Annotated in this window: 15 protein-coding genes; 12 read left to right on the top strand and 3 right to left on the bottom strand. The window is 62.5% G+C overall.

Features of this window, described 5'->3' with window-relative positions:
- Positions 1-36 precede the first annotated feature (36 nt).
- Positions 37-342 carry a hypothetical protein gene (locus tag J2X24_RS04400; RefSeq protein WP_209717181.1) on the top strand — a complete coding sequence of 102 codons (306 nt, stop codon included), beginning with the start codon at positions 37-39 and terminating at the stop codon, positions 340-342.
- A 10-nt stretch (positions 343-352) separates the two neighbouring features.
- Here J2X24_RS04400 and trpE read toward each other — a convergent pair whose 3' ends face one another.
- Both trpE and J2X24_RS04390 read right to left on the bottom strand, forming a co-directional pair.
- Entirely contained in the window at positions 353-1,798 is a 1,446-nt protein-coding gene (gene trpE, locus J2X24_RS04395; RefSeq protein WP_310002581.1) for an anthranilate synthase component I, read from the bottom strand.
- Between the two features lie 95 nt (positions 1,799-1,893).
- Positions 1,894-3,840 carry a peptidylprolyl isomerase gene (locus J2X24_RS04390; protein ID WP_209717176.1) on the bottom strand — a complete coding sequence of 649 codons (1,947 nt, stop codon included), beginning with the start codon at positions 3,838-3,840 and terminating at the stop codon, positions 1,894-1,896.
- Between the two features lie 310 nt (positions 3,841-4,150).
- Between J2X24_RS04390 and tpiA the strand changes: the two genes are divergently transcribed.
- The 9 genes from tpiA (at position 4,151) to J2X24_RS04345 (ending at position 11,720) form a co-directional block, all read left to right on the top strand.
- Positions 4,151-4,903, top strand: a complete 753-nt coding sequence (gene tpiA / locus J2X24_RS04385; protein WP_209717174.1) for a triose-phosphate isomerase — start codon at positions 4,151-4,153, stop codon at positions 4,901-4,903.
- Between the two features lie 182 nt (positions 4,904-5,085).
- Positions 5,086-5,643 carry a preprotein translocase subunit SecG gene (secG, locus tag J2X24_RS04380; RefSeq protein WP_209717171.1) on the top strand — a complete coding sequence of 186 codons (558 nt, stop codon included), beginning with the start codon at positions 5,086-5,088 and terminating at the stop codon, positions 5,641-5,643.
- 111 nt (positions 5,644-5,754) lie between these two features.
- A complete protein-coding gene (locus J2X24_RS04375) occupies positions 5,755-7,392 on the top strand; it encodes a CTP synthase (protein WP_209717168.1) in 1,638 nt (545 codons plus the stop codon).
- Between the two features lie 77 nt (positions 7,393-7,469).
- On the top strand, positions 7,470-8,450 hold the full coding sequence (locus tag J2X24_RS04370) for a hypothetical protein (protein WP_209717164.1): 981 nt from the start codon (positions 7,470-7,472) through the stop codon (positions 8,448-8,450).
- 102 nt (positions 8,451-8,552) lie between these two features.
- The gene (locus J2X24_RS04365) at positions 8,553-8,936 is read left to right on the top strand and encodes a RidA family protein (protein WP_209717161.1); all 384 of its coding nucleotides are present in this window, start codon (positions 8,553-8,555) and stop codon (positions 8,934-8,936) included.
- Positions 8,937-8,990: 54 nt separating this feature from the next.
- Positions 8,991-9,476, top strand: a complete 486-nt coding sequence (locus J2X24_RS04360) for a hypothetical protein (protein ID WP_209717158.1) — start codon at positions 8,991-8,993, stop codon at positions 9,474-9,476.
- 164 nt (positions 9,477-9,640) lie between these two features.
- A complete protein-coding gene (gene rpmF / locus J2X24_RS04355) occupies positions 9,641-9,823 on the top strand; it encodes a 50S ribosomal protein L32 (protein ID WP_192620130.1) in 183 nt (60 codons plus the stop codon).
- A 116-nt stretch (positions 9,824-9,939) separates the two neighbouring features.
- Positions 9,940-10,329, top strand: coding sequence for a BlaI/MecI/CopY family transcriptional regulator (locus J2X24_RS04350; RefSeq protein WP_209717155.1), 390 nt, complete (start codon positions 9,940-9,942; stop codon positions 10,327-10,329).
- Positions 10,326-11,720: a M23/M56 family metallopeptidase gene (locus J2X24_RS04345; protein WP_209717153.1), complete on the top strand. Its 1,395-nt coding sequence runs from the start codon at positions 10,326-10,328 to the stop codon at positions 11,718-11,720. Before J2X24_RS04350 ends, J2X24_RS04345 begins: the two co-directional genes overlap by 4 nt.
- Before the next feature lie 31 nt (positions 11,721-11,751).
- Here the strand turns inward: J2X24_RS04345 and J2X24_RS04340 are convergent, their stop codons facing one another.
- Positions 11,752-11,994, bottom strand: a complete 243-nt coding sequence (locus J2X24_RS04340) for a hypothetical protein (RefSeq protein WP_209717149.1) — start codon at positions 11,992-11,994, stop codon at positions 11,752-11,754.
- A 66-nt stretch (positions 11,995-12,060) separates the two neighbouring features.
- Between J2X24_RS04340 and J2X24_RS04335 the strand changes: the two genes are divergently transcribed.
- On the top strand, positions 12,061-12,681 hold the full coding sequence (locus J2X24_RS04335; protein WP_310002392.1) for an HAD hydrolase-like protein: 621 nt from the start codon (positions 12,061-12,063) through the stop codon (positions 12,679-12,681).
- A gap of 92 nt (positions 12,682-12,773) precedes the next feature.
- Positions 12,774-14,051, top strand: coding sequence for a phosphopyruvate hydratase (gene eno, locus J2X24_RS04330; RefSeq protein ID WP_209717143.1), 1,278 nt, complete (start codon positions 12,774-12,776; stop codon positions 14,049-14,051).
- Positions 14,052-14,213: the final 162 nt, after the last annotated feature.

Here is a 14,213-nt window from a genome sequence, read left to right as displayed (position 1 = left end):
TGATTGGCCGTCAACGACACGATGAGATTCGCTGACATGGCCCTGTTCAACGACATAACCGCAGATACGGATGACCGCGACGCGCGCCTGTCGGAAGCGCTGGGGCTGTTGCGTTCGCCAGATCAGCGGTCGCGCCATGGCCTGTTGTCGCTTGCGGCCATTACCGGCCTGGCCGTGTCGGGCACGCTCCTGATCACGCTTCTCAGCGGGCACGAAGAGCCGAAAAAGCCTTTGAAAGTGAGTGCCATGCCAGCGACAGCTTCAGCAGACTTTGAGCTGTCTGCCTCGCCGTCGCAGTCGAGCCCGGTGCGAGAAGCCGTGCTGATCGCCACAGAACGCTGAGTCTAACGACTTACGAGTTGGCCTTATAATCGTACCGCCAGGCATCCTGGGCGGCACGGATGAGTGCGCCGGCCTTGTGGCAGGTTTCTTCGTATTCCATCTGCGGCACGCTGTCGGCGACGACACCGGCGCCGGCCTGGACATAGATGTTGCGATCCTTGAAGAGCGCCGTGCGCAGGACGATGCAGACGTCGACGCTGCCGTTCGACGAGATATAGCCCGCGCCGCCGCCGTAACCGACGCCGCGCTTGACCTGCTCCAGCTCGTCAATGATCTCCATCGCCCGGACCTTGGGTGCGCCCGATAGCGTGCCGGCCGGAAGCGCCGCCAGCAGCGCATCGACCGGATCGAGCGTTTCCGGCGCATCACCCTCGACGTTCGAGACGATGTGCATGACGTGGCTATAGCGTTCGATGATGAACTTCTCGGTGACGCGGACGCTGGCCGGCTTGGCGACGCGGCCGACATCGTTACGACCGAGATCGAGCAGCATCAGGTGTTCCGACAGCTCCTTGGGGTCCGCCAGCAGTTCCTTTTCCAGCGCGCGATCCTGTTCGACCGTCTTGCCGCGCGGACGCGTCCCGGCGATCGGGCGGATGGTCAGCTTGCCGTCGCGGATGCGCACCAGGATTTCCGGACTGGAACCGGCCAGCTGGAAGCCGCCGAAGTTCAGGTAGAACAGGTAGGGCGACGGGTTGTGACGGCGCAGCGACCGGTAGAAGGCGAAGGGATCGAGCGGATAGGGCGCTTCGAAGCGGTGGCTGAGCACCACCTGGAAGATATCGCCGGCGCGGATATATTCCTTGGCGCTGTCGACCATATTGCCGAAATCGAGCGGCGAGGTCGGCGACGACAGGGGCTGCTGCGCGTGTTCGCGCGGCGCGGGCTGGGCGCTGAGCGGCACGCGCAGGTCGTCCTCGACGGCGTCGAGACGCGCAAGCGCGGCGCTATAGGCGTCCTGGGCCGACAGGTGGGACGGCCACACCGGGCTGGCCAGCAGGATCTCGTGGGCGACATTGTCGAAGACGCAGACCACGGAGGGGCGCACGACGACAGCGTCCGGCAGCTTGAGCGGGTCGGGATTGGCCTCGCCCAGCGGCTCGAACAGGCGGATCATGTCGTAGCCGAAGACGCCGAAGACACCCGACACCATCGGCGGCAGGCCTTCCGGGATGTCCATCCGGTTGGCCGCCACGAAGGCGCGCAGCGATTCGAGCGTCGGCTTCTCTTCGGGCAGGTAGGTGTCGGTTGCGATGCCTTCGCCCGTGGCCAGTTCCGCCTTGTCGCCGAAACAACGCCAGACCAGGTCCGGATTGAGCGTGATGATCGAATAGCGGCCGGACAGCGCGCCGCCCTCGACCGACTCGAACAGGAAGCTGAACGGACGCTGGCGGCCGAGCTTGAGATAGGCTGAAACCGGCGTCTCCAGGTCGTCGATCAGGGTGCGCCAGACGATGGACGGCTTGCCGGCAGCATACTGGGTTTCAAAGGCGCTTTTGACGTCTTCCGGTGAGGGTTGAGCGCCGCGCGCTGCTACGGAAGGCGTGGCGGTCACGACTTTTTCTCGTCCTTGGTTTTGGCGTCCTTGGCGTCGGCCTCAGGCGGGGTGACGCCCAGGGCGCGGATCGCGGTATTCGGATAGGTCTTGGTCTTGACGGCGCCGCGCGCGGCCGTCCGGGCCAGGCCCACAACGTCCTGGGCAATCGACATGCCCATGCGGGTTTTCAGACCGGCGGCCGTCGTATTGGCCGCGGCGGCTTGCGCCTGATGGACGGCGTCGAGGCGGCCGACCAGGATGACGCCCTGCTGAAGCGGCGCGTGGAAGGTTTCACCCTGCTTGGCGTTAAAGACCTGGCCTGTGATCGCCGGCGGGACCTGGCGCGCGCCGCCCGAACGGTCGACGCCCTTTTCCGTTTGCAGCGGGCTGCCGGCTTCGGCGGCCAGCGTCGTCAGGGATTCGCCCTTGCCGAGGCGCGCGGCCAGGGCCTCGGCCTTTTCCTCGATGGCGGCGGCGGCCTTCTGGGCGCGCCAGGCGCCGATCAGTTGCGGCTTGACGCTGTCGAGCGGCGGCGCGGCGGCCGGCTTCACGGTCTTGAGGTTGACGACGAAATACTGGCCCTGGCCGGCTTCCTGGACGTCCGAGGTGCTGCCGGGCTGAAGATCGTAGATGGCCTTCACGATATTGGGGTAGCGCGAATAGTCATTGCCCTGGGTCATGCCCTGCGGCGTCATGATATTGCCCTGGGCGTTCATCCACGGCAGGTCCTTGACCTCCAGGCCCAGCTTCTGGGCCGTGGCGCGGAAGTCCTCGCCGGCGGCCAAGGCGTCGGCCAGCTTATGCGAAGCGTCGTTCAGCTTGTCGGCCGCGGCTTCGCGCTTCAGGTCGTCGGTGATCTGGCCGCGCATGCTTTCGAACGAAGGCGTGGCGCCGGCGTGGATATCACCCATGCGGAGGACGGCGATGCCGAGTTCGCCCTGGACCGGACCCGAGACCTCGCCGGTCTTCATGGCAAAGGCGGCGTCGGCGATCTTGGCGTCGGGGACGGCGGACTTGGCCTGACGGTCGATACGCAGCACCGTGCCCTTGTTGGCCTTGGCGACGACATCGGGCGCCTGGCCGGCCTTCAGCGCCGCCGAGATGGCATTGGCGGCCTTGGTGTCCGGCGCGGTGATCTGGACGAAGCTGCGGGTTTCCGGCGTGCGCGCGCCTTCCAGGCGGGCCTCATAGGCCTTGCGCACATCGGCGTCATTCACCTGGACGCCAGGCAGGAACTGCTCGACGCTGAGCACGACGATGGCGGCCTGGCGGAGTTCCGGCATGGTCAGGCGCGCCAGGTTCTCCTGATAGAAGGCGGCGACCTCGGCGTCGGTCGGCATGGCCGGGGCCGGGATGCTGCGTTCGGTCACGTAAAAATAGCTGAAGTCGCGCGTCTGCATTGAAAAGGCCGCTTCGGCCGTCGAGAACACGCGCGGCGCCTGGAAGCCGGCAAGCGCCCCCGTGACGAACTGCTGGCCTGCCAGTTGGTCGGCGACGTCGCGCTCGAACATCTTCTGGTCGATCTGGACGCGGGCCAGGGCCTGCTTGTAGGTTTCGCTGTCGAACTTGCCGGTGGCCGAGTTGAAGAACTGCGGCGTCTTGGCCAACTGGTCAACGATCAGCTTGGCTGAGGGCTTGATGCGCAGGCTGTCGAGCCAGGCGCCCAGCGACTGCTGGTCGGCCAGTTGTTCGACCATGGCCGTGTGGGCGCCCTGGGCCACGAACTCTTCGTTCGTAAAGGACTGGCCGTTCCGTTCCTGGGCCCACTGCTGCTTGTTGGTCTCGAAGATCTGCTTGAAATCGTTGGCGGAGACAACGCGCTTGCCGGCCTCGACGACATTGTTCGTGGACTGTCCCTTGAAGACGTCGCTCATGCCGAAGATGGCGAAGGACAGGATCAGCAGGGCCATCAGGCCGATAAAGACCCACGACTTGGTAAACTGGCGGAAAAGGCTGATCATTCGAAATGCGTCCGGTGCGTTGTCTTATAGAGCCTGCGGGACCGGCAATTTCGCCGCCCCGTCAAAACCTGTGACGGGTTCATACGGCACGATCAAGGCAGATTCAAAGAAAAATTGCGGGCGGAGACGGAAGGCTCGGCCTTTTTTCTGTTGGCGACAGGGCAACTTTCTATTGGCCATGCGGCCATGGCCAGTCTATGTTTTGCACTGCGTTATGAACTTGTACCCGCGTTAGAGACCGGCAAGATCGATTGCTGGCGGGGCGGAACGGGCGATGGCGCACAAACATCACATAACAACAAAGACTTAAATGCCACATCGTCATCTTATTGCGGCGAACTGGAAGATGAACGGCCTCAAGAGCCAGATCCCGGTCGCCCAGGCTATCGCTGCAGAGAGCCGAAAATACCAGGCGCGTGTCGCCCTGTTTCCACCCTATACCCTCTTGCCACTGCTGGCGGACGCCCTGGAAGGGACAGGCGTCATCCTCGGCGGCCAGGACTGCCACCACGCCGATATCGGCGCCTATACCGGTGATATCTGCGCCGCCATGCTCAAGGACTGCGGCGCCGACATGGTCCTTTTGGGCCACAGCGAACGGCGGCATGGCCACCTGGAACCCTGTGCCCTGGTGGCGCGCAAGGCGATCGCGGCGCTGAAGGCCGGGCTTGAGCCCGTCATCTGCATTGGCGAGACCCTGGAGCAGCGCCGCCAGGGGCTGACCGCACAGGTCCTGTCGCGCCAGTTGACCGACAGCCTGCCCGAAGAGCTGAAGACCGAGCGGTTCCACGTTTCGTATGAGCCGGTCTGGGCCATCGGAACCGGTCTGGTGGCGACTGATCAGCAAATCCTTGAGGCGTTTGCGCTAATTCGCTCGTTCCTAAGCTCGCGCTTTAACTGTGTGCACGAGCCGCAGCTGCTCTATGGCGGGTCAGTCAAGGCGTCGAATGCCGAGGGCGTGCTGGCCATCGAAGGCGTCACAGGCGCCCTGGTCGGCGGGGCGTCGCTCAAGGTCGAGGACTTTATGCCGATCGTGGCGGCGGCGGACAAGGCTCCGGTCTGATTTTTTCATCGTTGTCCTGACACCGGTTGTCCTCTTGTAATCTTCGGTACCCTGCATAAATGGGGTATGTATTCCGGAAATCGCCTATGGCCATCCATGGACAAGGGTGCTAAGGGCGTGCAACTTTCACGGACGCATCCGCGATCCGCATCTCTGGCTGTGACCTAAAGACAAAAAAGCATATGTTACTCGGCATCCTCCTGACGGTTCAGATTCTCATCAGCGTCATCATCATCGTTCTGGTGCTCATCCAGCGTTCCGAAGGCGGCGCGCTCGGTATGGGCGGCGGTCCGTCCGGCTTCATGTCGGCGCGCGGCGCCGGCAACCTGCTGACCAAGGCGACCAGCGTCATGGGCATCCTGTTCTTCGTGAACTGCATCGGCATGACGGTTGTCGGGAACTATGCCAGCCGTACGTCGTCGGCGGTCGATTCGGTCGATACCTCCAGCCTGGTCCTGCCGGGCTCGCCGCAGACCGCCAATTCGGCCCAGGCGCCGGCCGTCTCCACGGCTTCGAGCGCCGCGCCTTCGCTGAACGACCTGCCGCTGGCCGGCCCGGTCGCCACTCCGGCGCCCGCCGCGTCGCAGGCGGCATCGCGTACAGCGCCGGCGGCCCAACGGCCTGTCGCCCTGCCGGCGCCCCTGTCGTCCTCGGCATCGTCGCAGGCGCCGCGAGGCAGTATCTTCGCCAACACGTCGTCGTCGGCGGCCGCGCCGGCATCCACGCCTACTCAGCCGTAGTCTGGGCGGGTCAGGCAGCATCAGCGGCTCACTCACAGGTGAGCCGCTTTTTTGTTAAATGCGTGATGCGGTCGAATCACCGTATCAGGGGACTTTCAGGATTACGCCGTCATGGCCCGTTATGTATTCATCACCGGTGGGGTGGTCTCTTCGCTTGGCAAGGGGCTCGCCTCGGCGGCCCTCGGTGCGTTGCTTCAGGCGCGCGGCTATAAGGTCCGCCTGCGCAAGCTCGATCCGTATCTGAACGTCGATCCGGGCACGATGAGCCCGTATCAGCATGGCGAGGTCTTCGTCACCGACGATGGTGCCGAAACCGATCTCGACCTCGGCCACTATGAGCGCTTTACCGGTGTCAGCGCCAGCAAGGCCGACAACATCACCACCGGCCGCATCTATTCGAACATCATCGAAAAGGAACGCCGCGGCGATTATCTGGGCGCCACCGTCCAGGTCGTGCCGCACGTCACCACCGAGATCAAGAATTTCGTCCTGGCCGACGCCGGCGACGCCGACTTCGTGCTGGTCGAAATCGGCGGCACGGTCGGCGACATCGAAGGCCTGCCGTTCTTCGAGGCGATTCGCCAGCTGGGCCAGGAACTGCCGCGCCGCCAGACCTGCTTCATCCACCTGACGCTTTTGCCATTCGTCAAGACGGCCGGCGAGATGAAGACCAAGCCGACCCAGCACTCCGTCAAGGAACTGCGCAGCATCGGCATCCAGCCCGACATCCTGCTGTGCCGCTGCGAGCAGGAGATCCCGGTCGAGGAACGCCGCAAGATCGGCCTGTTCTGCAATGTCCGCCCGTCGGCCGTCATCCAGGCCATGGATTCCGAAAATATCTATGCCGTGCCGATCGATTACCACCGCCAGGGCCTCGATACCGAAGTGCTGGACGTCTTCGGGATCGAACACGGCGACGACAATATCGACCTGTCGCAATGGGAAGACCTGTCCAAGCGCTACCAGCATCCGGACGGCGAGGTCCAGATCGCGGTGGTCGGCAAATACACGGTCTTAAAAGACGCCTATAAGTCGTTGATTGAAGCCATCTATCACGGCGGCATGGCCAACAATGTCCGCGTCAAGATCGACTGGGTCGAGGCCCAGACCTTCGAAGGTGATCCGGACGCGGTCATCCAGCGCCTGGAAAACACCCACGCCATCCTGGTGCCGGGCGGCTTCGGCGAGCGCGGAGCCATGGGCAAGATCGCGGCGGCCAAGTTCGCGCGCGAAAACGAAATCCCGTACTTCGGGATCTGTTTCGGCATGCAGATGGCCGTGCTGGAAACGGCGCGCCATATGGCCGGCATCGAAAACGCATCGTCGACCGAGTTCGGCCAGGACGGCGAGCCCGTCGTTGGCCTGATGACCGAATGGCTGAATGGCAACGAGCTGGAACAGCGCAAGGCCGACGGAAACCTGGGTGGCACCATGCGCCTCGGCGCCTTCAACGCCAAGCTGGCTGAAGGGTCCAAGGTGGCGGAAATCTATGGCGGCACGGATATTTCCGAGCGCCACCGCCACCGCTACGAAGTCAACCGCGACTATATCCCGAAGCTCGAAGCCTGCGGGCTGAAGTTCTCGGGCATGTCGCCGGACGGACTGCTGCCTGAGATTGTCGAGCGCCCGGACCATCCGTGGTTCATCGGCGTCCAGTACCATCCGGAACTGAAGTCGCGCCCGTTCGCGCCGCATCCCTTGTTCAAGGGCTTCATCGCCGCGGCGATGGAGCGCAGCCGCCTCGTGTGATCCCGCGCTACCCAGACGTAGATGATGAACGCCGGCTGTCCGTACTGCCCCCTTCGGTGCAGCGCGGACTGGTTCGGTTGGGCGAGGACGTCCGGGATGGAAGCCTGGACAAGGGCAATCTGACGGCCATTCTCGACAGGTTGTCGGGTCTGCCGCCGACGGCAGTTATTCAGGTCGATCGCGAGATTCGCTACAAGGCGCATTTCTTCGAATACGAACAGGTTACGTTTCTCGGCCATCTCAATGCTATATTGGGGCGGACGCCAGGACGGCTGCTCGAGCGGAACGGGGACCTTGCCTATATCTTCGCGTGCCATGGCAATGGCTATCTGCGTGAAGCGGCATTGAACAGGGTTGGAGGGCCAATCCCCAGCGCGTTTCTGTTTGCGCTCTTAGCCTGTCAGTTGAACAACTGGGTGCCTCAGGTCCGGGAAGCCGCCGGCAAATGCCTTCGCCGGGTCATGCCTGTTACGGACGCCGGGATTGTGGCGGAAGCTGCCATGTATCTTCTTCAATACCGGGATTTTTGGCAGCGCGGCGTGACGGAAGTCGGGATTCTGGATACCGTTCTGACTGAGCCGGCCTTACGGGAAGCGCTTATGCACAGGGTTATGACGTCGCGGGCGGGCGCACCGAACCGCACGCTTGTCGCGGTGCTCAGGCACATTGAGGTGGACACCTATCTGCCGGCGCTCATGACCAAGGCAGCGCATCCCGAGGTGCGTGCGATAGCGGCTAAGGCCCTTGTTTCAGGTATAGCGCGTTGGCCGAAGGGCAGGGACCGTGCCTGGATCGACAAGTCCATGGGGTCGTATCGCATCGTCACTGTATTTGACGCACGGCCGGTCGAAAGAACGGGCGATGTGGAGGTGTTCATCGCGCAAGCGGCACGTGACCCAAGCGTTCAGGTCCGCAAGGTGGCAATGCAGGCGCTGATCGACGCATCGGGCATGTGGGAGCGGCGGTCTGAACTTATCGAACGAATGGCCGGCGACAGGTCATCCGCCATTCGCGCAGGGATCGGTTATATCCTGCGCCACCGTTGCGGCCAGCCATAGCGCGTGGCTGATTTTTGCGGGATTCTGCCCTAAGCCATTGATCCGACGGACATGAAAGCGTAAGCGACGCGCATTCTTTTCAGACTTCCAAGGATGCCTCCCATGACCCGTCAGTTGATCTCTTCCGGCTCGCCGTTCGAAGGCGAGATCGGTTTTTCTCGCGCCGTCCGCGTCGGCAACCGGATCGAGGTGTCGGGTACGGCGCCGATCCGCGACGGCAAGGTCGCCGGCACCGATGCCTATGAACAGACCAAGGCGGCGCTCGAGATCATTATCAAGGCGGTCGAACAGGCCGGTGGCAAGGCATCGGACATCGTCCGCACGCGCATCTTCCTGACCGACATGTCGACCTGGAAGGATGCGGCGCGCGCCCATGGCGAGCTGTTCGGCGACATCCGTCCGGCCTCGAGCTTCCTCGGCACCAGCGCCCTGATCAATCCCGAATGGCTGGTTGAGATCGAGGCTTCGGCCCAGATCGAAGAGTAATCTGGTCATTCCGGAGGTTTCGCGTTATCTTCACGGACCAAAACGGGGGATACGATGAAGCTCAAGGACGATCTCGGCTTTGCCGCACGTAGCCTGTATTTCATCATGGGCGTCGTGCTGGCCGTCGCCACGGTGGCGGCCGCCTTCAGTCAATGGCCTACGGTCATTGCCGGCAAGGCGTCGCCGCTGTCGCTGATCCTGCTTCTGCTGATCGCCAGTCCGCTGGCCCTGTTCATCATTGTCTGGGCGGTCGTCGGGCGGCATCGCGAATGGCGCATCGGCGACGACCATATTCGTATCCGGCTGCTCAGCCTGACGTCTTGGCAGCGCGATTTCCGCATCCATCAGGAACAGATCGAAGCCATTGACCGCCAGCAGTATAGCTATGAGGACAAGGCAGGGCGCGTGTCGCACGCCATCACGGTGACGCTGCGCGACGGCCGAAAGCTTGAGTCGCCACAGACCTTCGACGCTGGCCAGGCTGACCAGGCGTGGCAGAAGCTGCAAGCGATGAGCAAACGCGGGCAATTCAGCGCCTGAAACGTGTGAAAATATCACTTCAAACGTGACTTTCACCTTGATCCTACAGGCGAGTTGAGGCATAAGCGCGCCTTCTTTGACCAACCCAGTTGAGTCATACCCCAATTTTGTGCCTGAATGTCCGCGTGATGTTCGGCCTTTGACCAGAAAGCAGAGAGACGGACATGGCCGTACCCAAGCGCAAAACCTCGCCCTCGCGTCGCAACATGCGTCGCTCGCACGACGCTCTGGGCGCGAACCAATACACCGAGGACAAGGACACCGGTGAGCTGCGCCGTTCGCACCACATCGACCTGAAGACCGGCATGTACAAGGGCCGTCAGGTTCTGACGCCGAAGAACGACTAATTCAGTCGGACTGAAACGGAATTTGAAACGCGGATCGCAAGATCCGCGTTTTTTTGTTGCCAGCGCCTGGTTGATGTCGCATACATGCGACATGCGTCGCATTTGAGTTGACAATCATGATCAAGCCCAGTGACTACGAACTGAAACTTCTGCGCCATCTGTGGCGGGCAGGACGCCTAAGCGCTCGCGAACTACACGACGCCAGTGTGGAGGAGACCAACTGGTCCTATTCGGCGACGCGCAAGACGCTGGAACGCATGATCGAAAAGGGGCTGGTCACGCTTGAAGCCGTTCATGGCCTGAACACCTATGTGGCGGCCCAGTCCAAGGTCGAGACCCTGGCCGTTCTGGCCAGCGCCTTTGCCCGCGATGTGCTCGATCTCGATGCGCCTTTGCCGGCGGCTGCCTTTGCCGGCAGCAAGCTGGTGTCGCCCGGTGAGATCGCCGAGCTGGAAACCCTGCTTCAGGATCTGTCGGCGAAGGCGAAAGGCGAGGGCAAGTCATGATGGCGGCCTTGCTGGTTGTCTTCGTGCTGCCGCTTGTCTGGAGCGCGGTCCTTTATCTGACGCGTCGGTTTGTCGTGCGCGTACCGGGGGTGCCCAATGACGCCCAGGAAAAGCGCGTCCTGCTGCTGATGCTCAGTCCGGTACTGCTGGGAATTGGCGGGCTTGTGGTCGAGCGGCTGTTTGCTGTCCATGTGTCGCTGCCTTTGCCGCTGGCGCCAATGGGCGACATCGACGGCGGCTTTATCGGTGAGGGCGCGCCGACTGTCGCGGCAAGGCAAAATGCGATCAGCCTGTGGCCGTTGGCGTTCATGCTGCTTATGGCCGTCTATTGCGTTGTTACTGCGGTTCTGGCGCTGCGACTACTGATCGCTTACACGCGTATAGCCCTGGTGTGCGCCCGCGCGACGCCCGAGACCAGGCTGGGGCAGGGCGTGCGCGTATGCGAGCGCACCGGCATCGCGCTGGCGTGGGGCAGGTCGACCATTCTCCTGCCGCAGTTCCTTCTGCAGCAGCTTTCGGCCGTTCAGACCGACCTGATCATCCGCCATGAACGCGCACATCTGGAACGCCGCGACCCGCTCTATTTCGCGGCGCTGGCCTGGATCGACGTGTGTCTGTGGTTTAACCCGTTTGTCCGCGCCCAGACCCGGAAGTGCCGGCTGGCGGCGGAGCTCGATTGCGACGCCCGGGTGACCGGTGCGGCGCCCCATATGCGCGAGACCTATGCTGAATCTCTCATCATGGCGCTCAAGCATGCCGCTGGAAACGCACGGCAATGCGTCCCAGCGGCCTTCTCACCCGCAGAATCTGGAGATTATCGCATGAGAATTAGCGAAATTATGCACCCTGAGCCTAAGCGGCGCAAGACAAGGTTGCTGATCGTGGCAGGCGCCGTGCTGCTGGCGCCGGTCGCGCTGGCGCAACTGGCCTGGTCGCAAGGGCCGGCCGCGAAACCTGTGGCCGTCGCGTCGGCCACGGCGGCAGCCCAATTTTTTACCGTCATGCCGGTGGATGGCCGCCTCTCCAGCGGCTATGGCATGCGCCTCAATCCGGTGACGCGCGAGAATTCGATGCACGAAGGGGTCGATATCGCTTCGCCTATCGGCAGATCGGTGCGTGCGCCGGCAGGCGGCCGCGTAGTGCGCGCAGACGAAGCCGAGCCGTGGTTCGGCAAGGTGTTGGAAATCGACCACGGCAACGGCGTGGTCACCATCTACAAACACTTGGGCGATTTTAACGTGAAGGCCGGCGATACGGTTCTGGCGGGGCAGGAGGTCGCCAAATCGGGCAATACCGGCCGAACCACCGGACCGCACACCCATATCGGCCTCTTTGAAAACGGCAAGGCCGTGGATCCGGCAGGGCGGATACCGCTCCCGAAAGCGAATTAAAGGAAACGCGGATCGTAAGATCCGCGTTTTTTTAGAAGCCGGTCGAGATGGCGGCAGCCGCGTCCGGCACCTTTTCGAGCTGGGCCAAAGGCACGGCTTCGACGGGTAGGCGGTCGTCGTCCCATTTCACGAAGACACTGTCTGGACCGATATTGGTCGAGCCTTCGACCTCCACGTCCACCTCTTCGCGTTCCGGGGCAGTGACGACCGTGCCGAGGCCCTTTTCGGCGTGCTGAACGCGATCGTCATGCTTTAATGTTTTGGTTTCATTCATCGGCAACTCCTTGTATCCGCATGTTTTGCGAAGGCGCATAAGGGCGCAATGCCGAAGGATGACGACGTGACGTACAAACTGGTGATCTTCGATTTCGACGGGACGCTGGCCGATTCGTTTCCGTGGTTTCTCGATGTTTTCGACATCCTGGCCGAGCGCTTCAAGTTCAAGAAACTCGACCGGTCGAACCTTGAAGCCTTACGCCGGATGGACAATCGCGAGCTTCTCAAGGCGCTTGACGTGCCGATGTGGAAGGTGCCGATGATCGGCGCGCACGCCAAGGCTATGCAAGGCGAAAATCTGGATAAAATTAAGTTGTTTGACGGAATAGCGCATATCTTGGACGAGCTTCGTCGCCGCGATGTTCGGATCGCGGTCGTTACGTCGAACAGCCGGGAAAACGTCGAAAAGGTCCTGGGGCCCTCGGCCGCGAACATAAGTCATTATGAATGCGGGGCGTCCCTGTTCGGCAAAGCGGCGAAGTTTCGCTCCGCCATGAAGGCGGCCGGTGTCGGCGCATCCGAAACCCTGTCGGTCGGTGACGAGGTCCGCGATATCGAAGCAGCGCGCGAATGCGGGATCGCTACGGGCGCTGTCACCTGGGGCTATGCCGCGCCCGATCGGCTTGAGGCGGAGCGGCCGGATCACATGTTTGCGCTACCATCGGATATCATTGCTGCGATCTAGGCCGTAAAGGGCTGTGCGGCTTGCCACCCCGGGCGGTCCTTGCTAAGGGGGCGCGAACTTTTCTTACCCTCCCATATTGCAGGACAGCCTTCATGCCCGAAATCATCGATATCGTCGCCCGTGAAATCCTTGACTCGCGTGGCAATCCGACCGTCGAAGTCGACGTGACCCTCGATGACGGAAGCTTCGGCCGCGCCGCCGTGCCGTCGGGCGCCTCGACAGGCGCCCACGAAGCCGCCGAAAAGCGCGACAACGATCCGAAGCGCTATCTGGGCAAGGGCGTCCGCCAGGCCGTCGATGCCGTCAACGGTGAAATCTTCGAAGCCATCAACGGTTTTGAAGCGCTGGACCAGCGCCGTCTCGACCAGGCCCTGATCAACCTGGACGGCACGCCGAACAAGTCGCGCCTGGGCGCCAACGCCATTCTCGGCGTCTCGCTGGCCGTGGCGCGCGCCGCCGCCCAGTCGGTCAACCTGCCGCTCTATAAGTATGTCGGTGGCCTGCAGGCTCGCGTCCTGCCCGTGCCGCTGATGAACATCATCAATGGCGGCGCGCACGCCGACAACCCAATCGACATCCAGGAATTCATGATCGTTCCGGCCGGCGCCGAGACCTTCGCCGAAGCCCTGCGCATGGGCGCGGAAATCTTCCACTCGCTGAAGAAGGGCCTGAAGGCCGCCGGTCACAACACCAATGTCGGCGATGAAGGCGGCTTCGCACCGAATCTGGCTTCGGCAGAGGACGCCCTGAGCTTCATCATGAAGGCGGGCGAGCAGGCGGGCTACAAGGCCGGTTCGGACTTCTGGCTGGCGCTGGACGTCGCTTCGACCGAGTTCTTCAAGGACGGCAAGTACCACCTGGAAGGCGAAGGCAAGGTCCTCAGCCCGCAGGAAATGGTCGATTACCTGGTTGGCCTGGCTGACAAGTTCCCGATCTGCTCGATCGAAGACGGCATGGCCGAGGATGATTACGAAGGCTGGAAGCTGCTGACCGAAGCCCTGGGCGACCGCCTGCAACTGGTTGGCGACGACCTGTTCGTCACCAACCCGGACCGCCTGGAAACCGGCATTGTCGAAGGCATGGCCAACTCGATCCTGGTCAAGGTCAACCAGATTGGCACGCTGTCGGAAACGCTCGACGCCGTCGATATGGCGCACCGTGCGGGCTACACCAGCGTGATGTCGCACCGTTCGGGTGAAACCGAAGATTCGACGATCGCCGACCTGGCGGTGGCGCTGAACTGCGGTCAGATCAAGACGGGCTCGCTGGCGCGTTCGGACCGGACGGCGAAGTATAACCAGCTGCTGCGTATCGAATCGATGCTGGACGATGAGGCTGTGTACGCCGGCGTTGGCGTCATCCGCTGCTAAACATATGGGGTTTGGGGCCTGTGGCCCCAAGTCTTCCTGATCTAATAAGAAAGCCTCGCCCTTTTAGGGGGCGAGGCTTTCTTCTTGAAAAAGAAAAGGTTTATTGGGGGCGCAGCCCCTTAGCCCTTCGCATAGCTTCGGGCGTTCGTCGCGGGAATGGGT

This window comes from Asticcacaulis solisilvae (genome assembly GCF_017875235.1).
Lineage (GTDB): Bacteria > Pseudomonadota > Alphaproteobacteria > Caulobacterales > Caulobacteraceae > Asticcacaulis > Asticcacaulis solisilvae_A.
This window is presented reverse-complemented; position numbering and strand designations above follow the sequence as displayed.

Excerpts from the sequence above, each read along its gene's own strand:
- J2X24_RS04400 (WP_209717181.1), top strand. The coding sequence starts at position 37 with ATGGCCCTGTTCAACGACATAACCGCAGATACGGATGACCGCGACGCG.
- J2X24_RS04390 (WP_209717176.1), bottom strand. The coding sequence starts at position 3,840 with ATGATCAGCCTTTTCCGCCAGTTTACCAAGTCGTGGGTCTTTATCGGC.
- tpiA (WP_209717174.1), top strand. The coding sequence starts at position 4,151 with ATGCCACATCGTCATCTTATTGCGGCGAACTGGAAGATGAACGGCCTC.
- secG (WP_209717171.1), top strand. The coding sequence starts at position 5,086 with ATGTTACTCGGCATCCTCCTGACGGTTCAGATTCTCATCAGCGTCATC.
- J2X24_RS04375 (WP_209717168.1), top strand. The coding sequence starts at position 5,755 with ATGGCCCGTTATGTATTCATCACCGGTGGGGTGGTCTCTTCGCTTGGC.
- J2X24_RS04365 (WP_209717161.1), top strand. The coding sequence starts at position 8,553 with ATGACCCGTCAGTTGATCTCTTCCGGCTCGCCGTTCGAAGGCGAGATC.
- J2X24_RS04360 (WP_209717158.1), top strand. The coding sequence starts at position 8,991 with ATGAAGCTCAAGGACGATCTCGGCTTTGCCGCACGTAGCCTGTATTTC.
- rpmF (WP_192620130.1), top strand. The coding sequence starts at position 9,641 with ATGGCCGTACCCAAGCGCAAAACCTCGCCCTCGCGTCGCAACATGCGT.
- J2X24_RS04350 (WP_209717155.1), top strand. The coding sequence starts at position 9,940 with ATGATCAAGCCCAGTGACTACGAACTGAAACTTCTGCGCCATCTGTGG.
- J2X24_RS04345 (WP_209717153.1), top strand. The coding sequence starts at position 10,326 with ATGATGGCGGCCTTGCTGGTTGTCTTCGTGCTGCCGCTTGTCTGGAGC.
- J2X24_RS04340 (WP_209717149.1), bottom strand. The coding sequence starts at position 11,994 with ATGAATGAAACCAAAACATTAAAGCATGACGATCGCGTTCAGCACGCC.
- eno (WP_209717143.1), top strand. The coding sequence starts at position 12,774 with ATGCCCGAAATCATCGATATCGTCGCCCGTGAAATCCTTGACTCGCGT.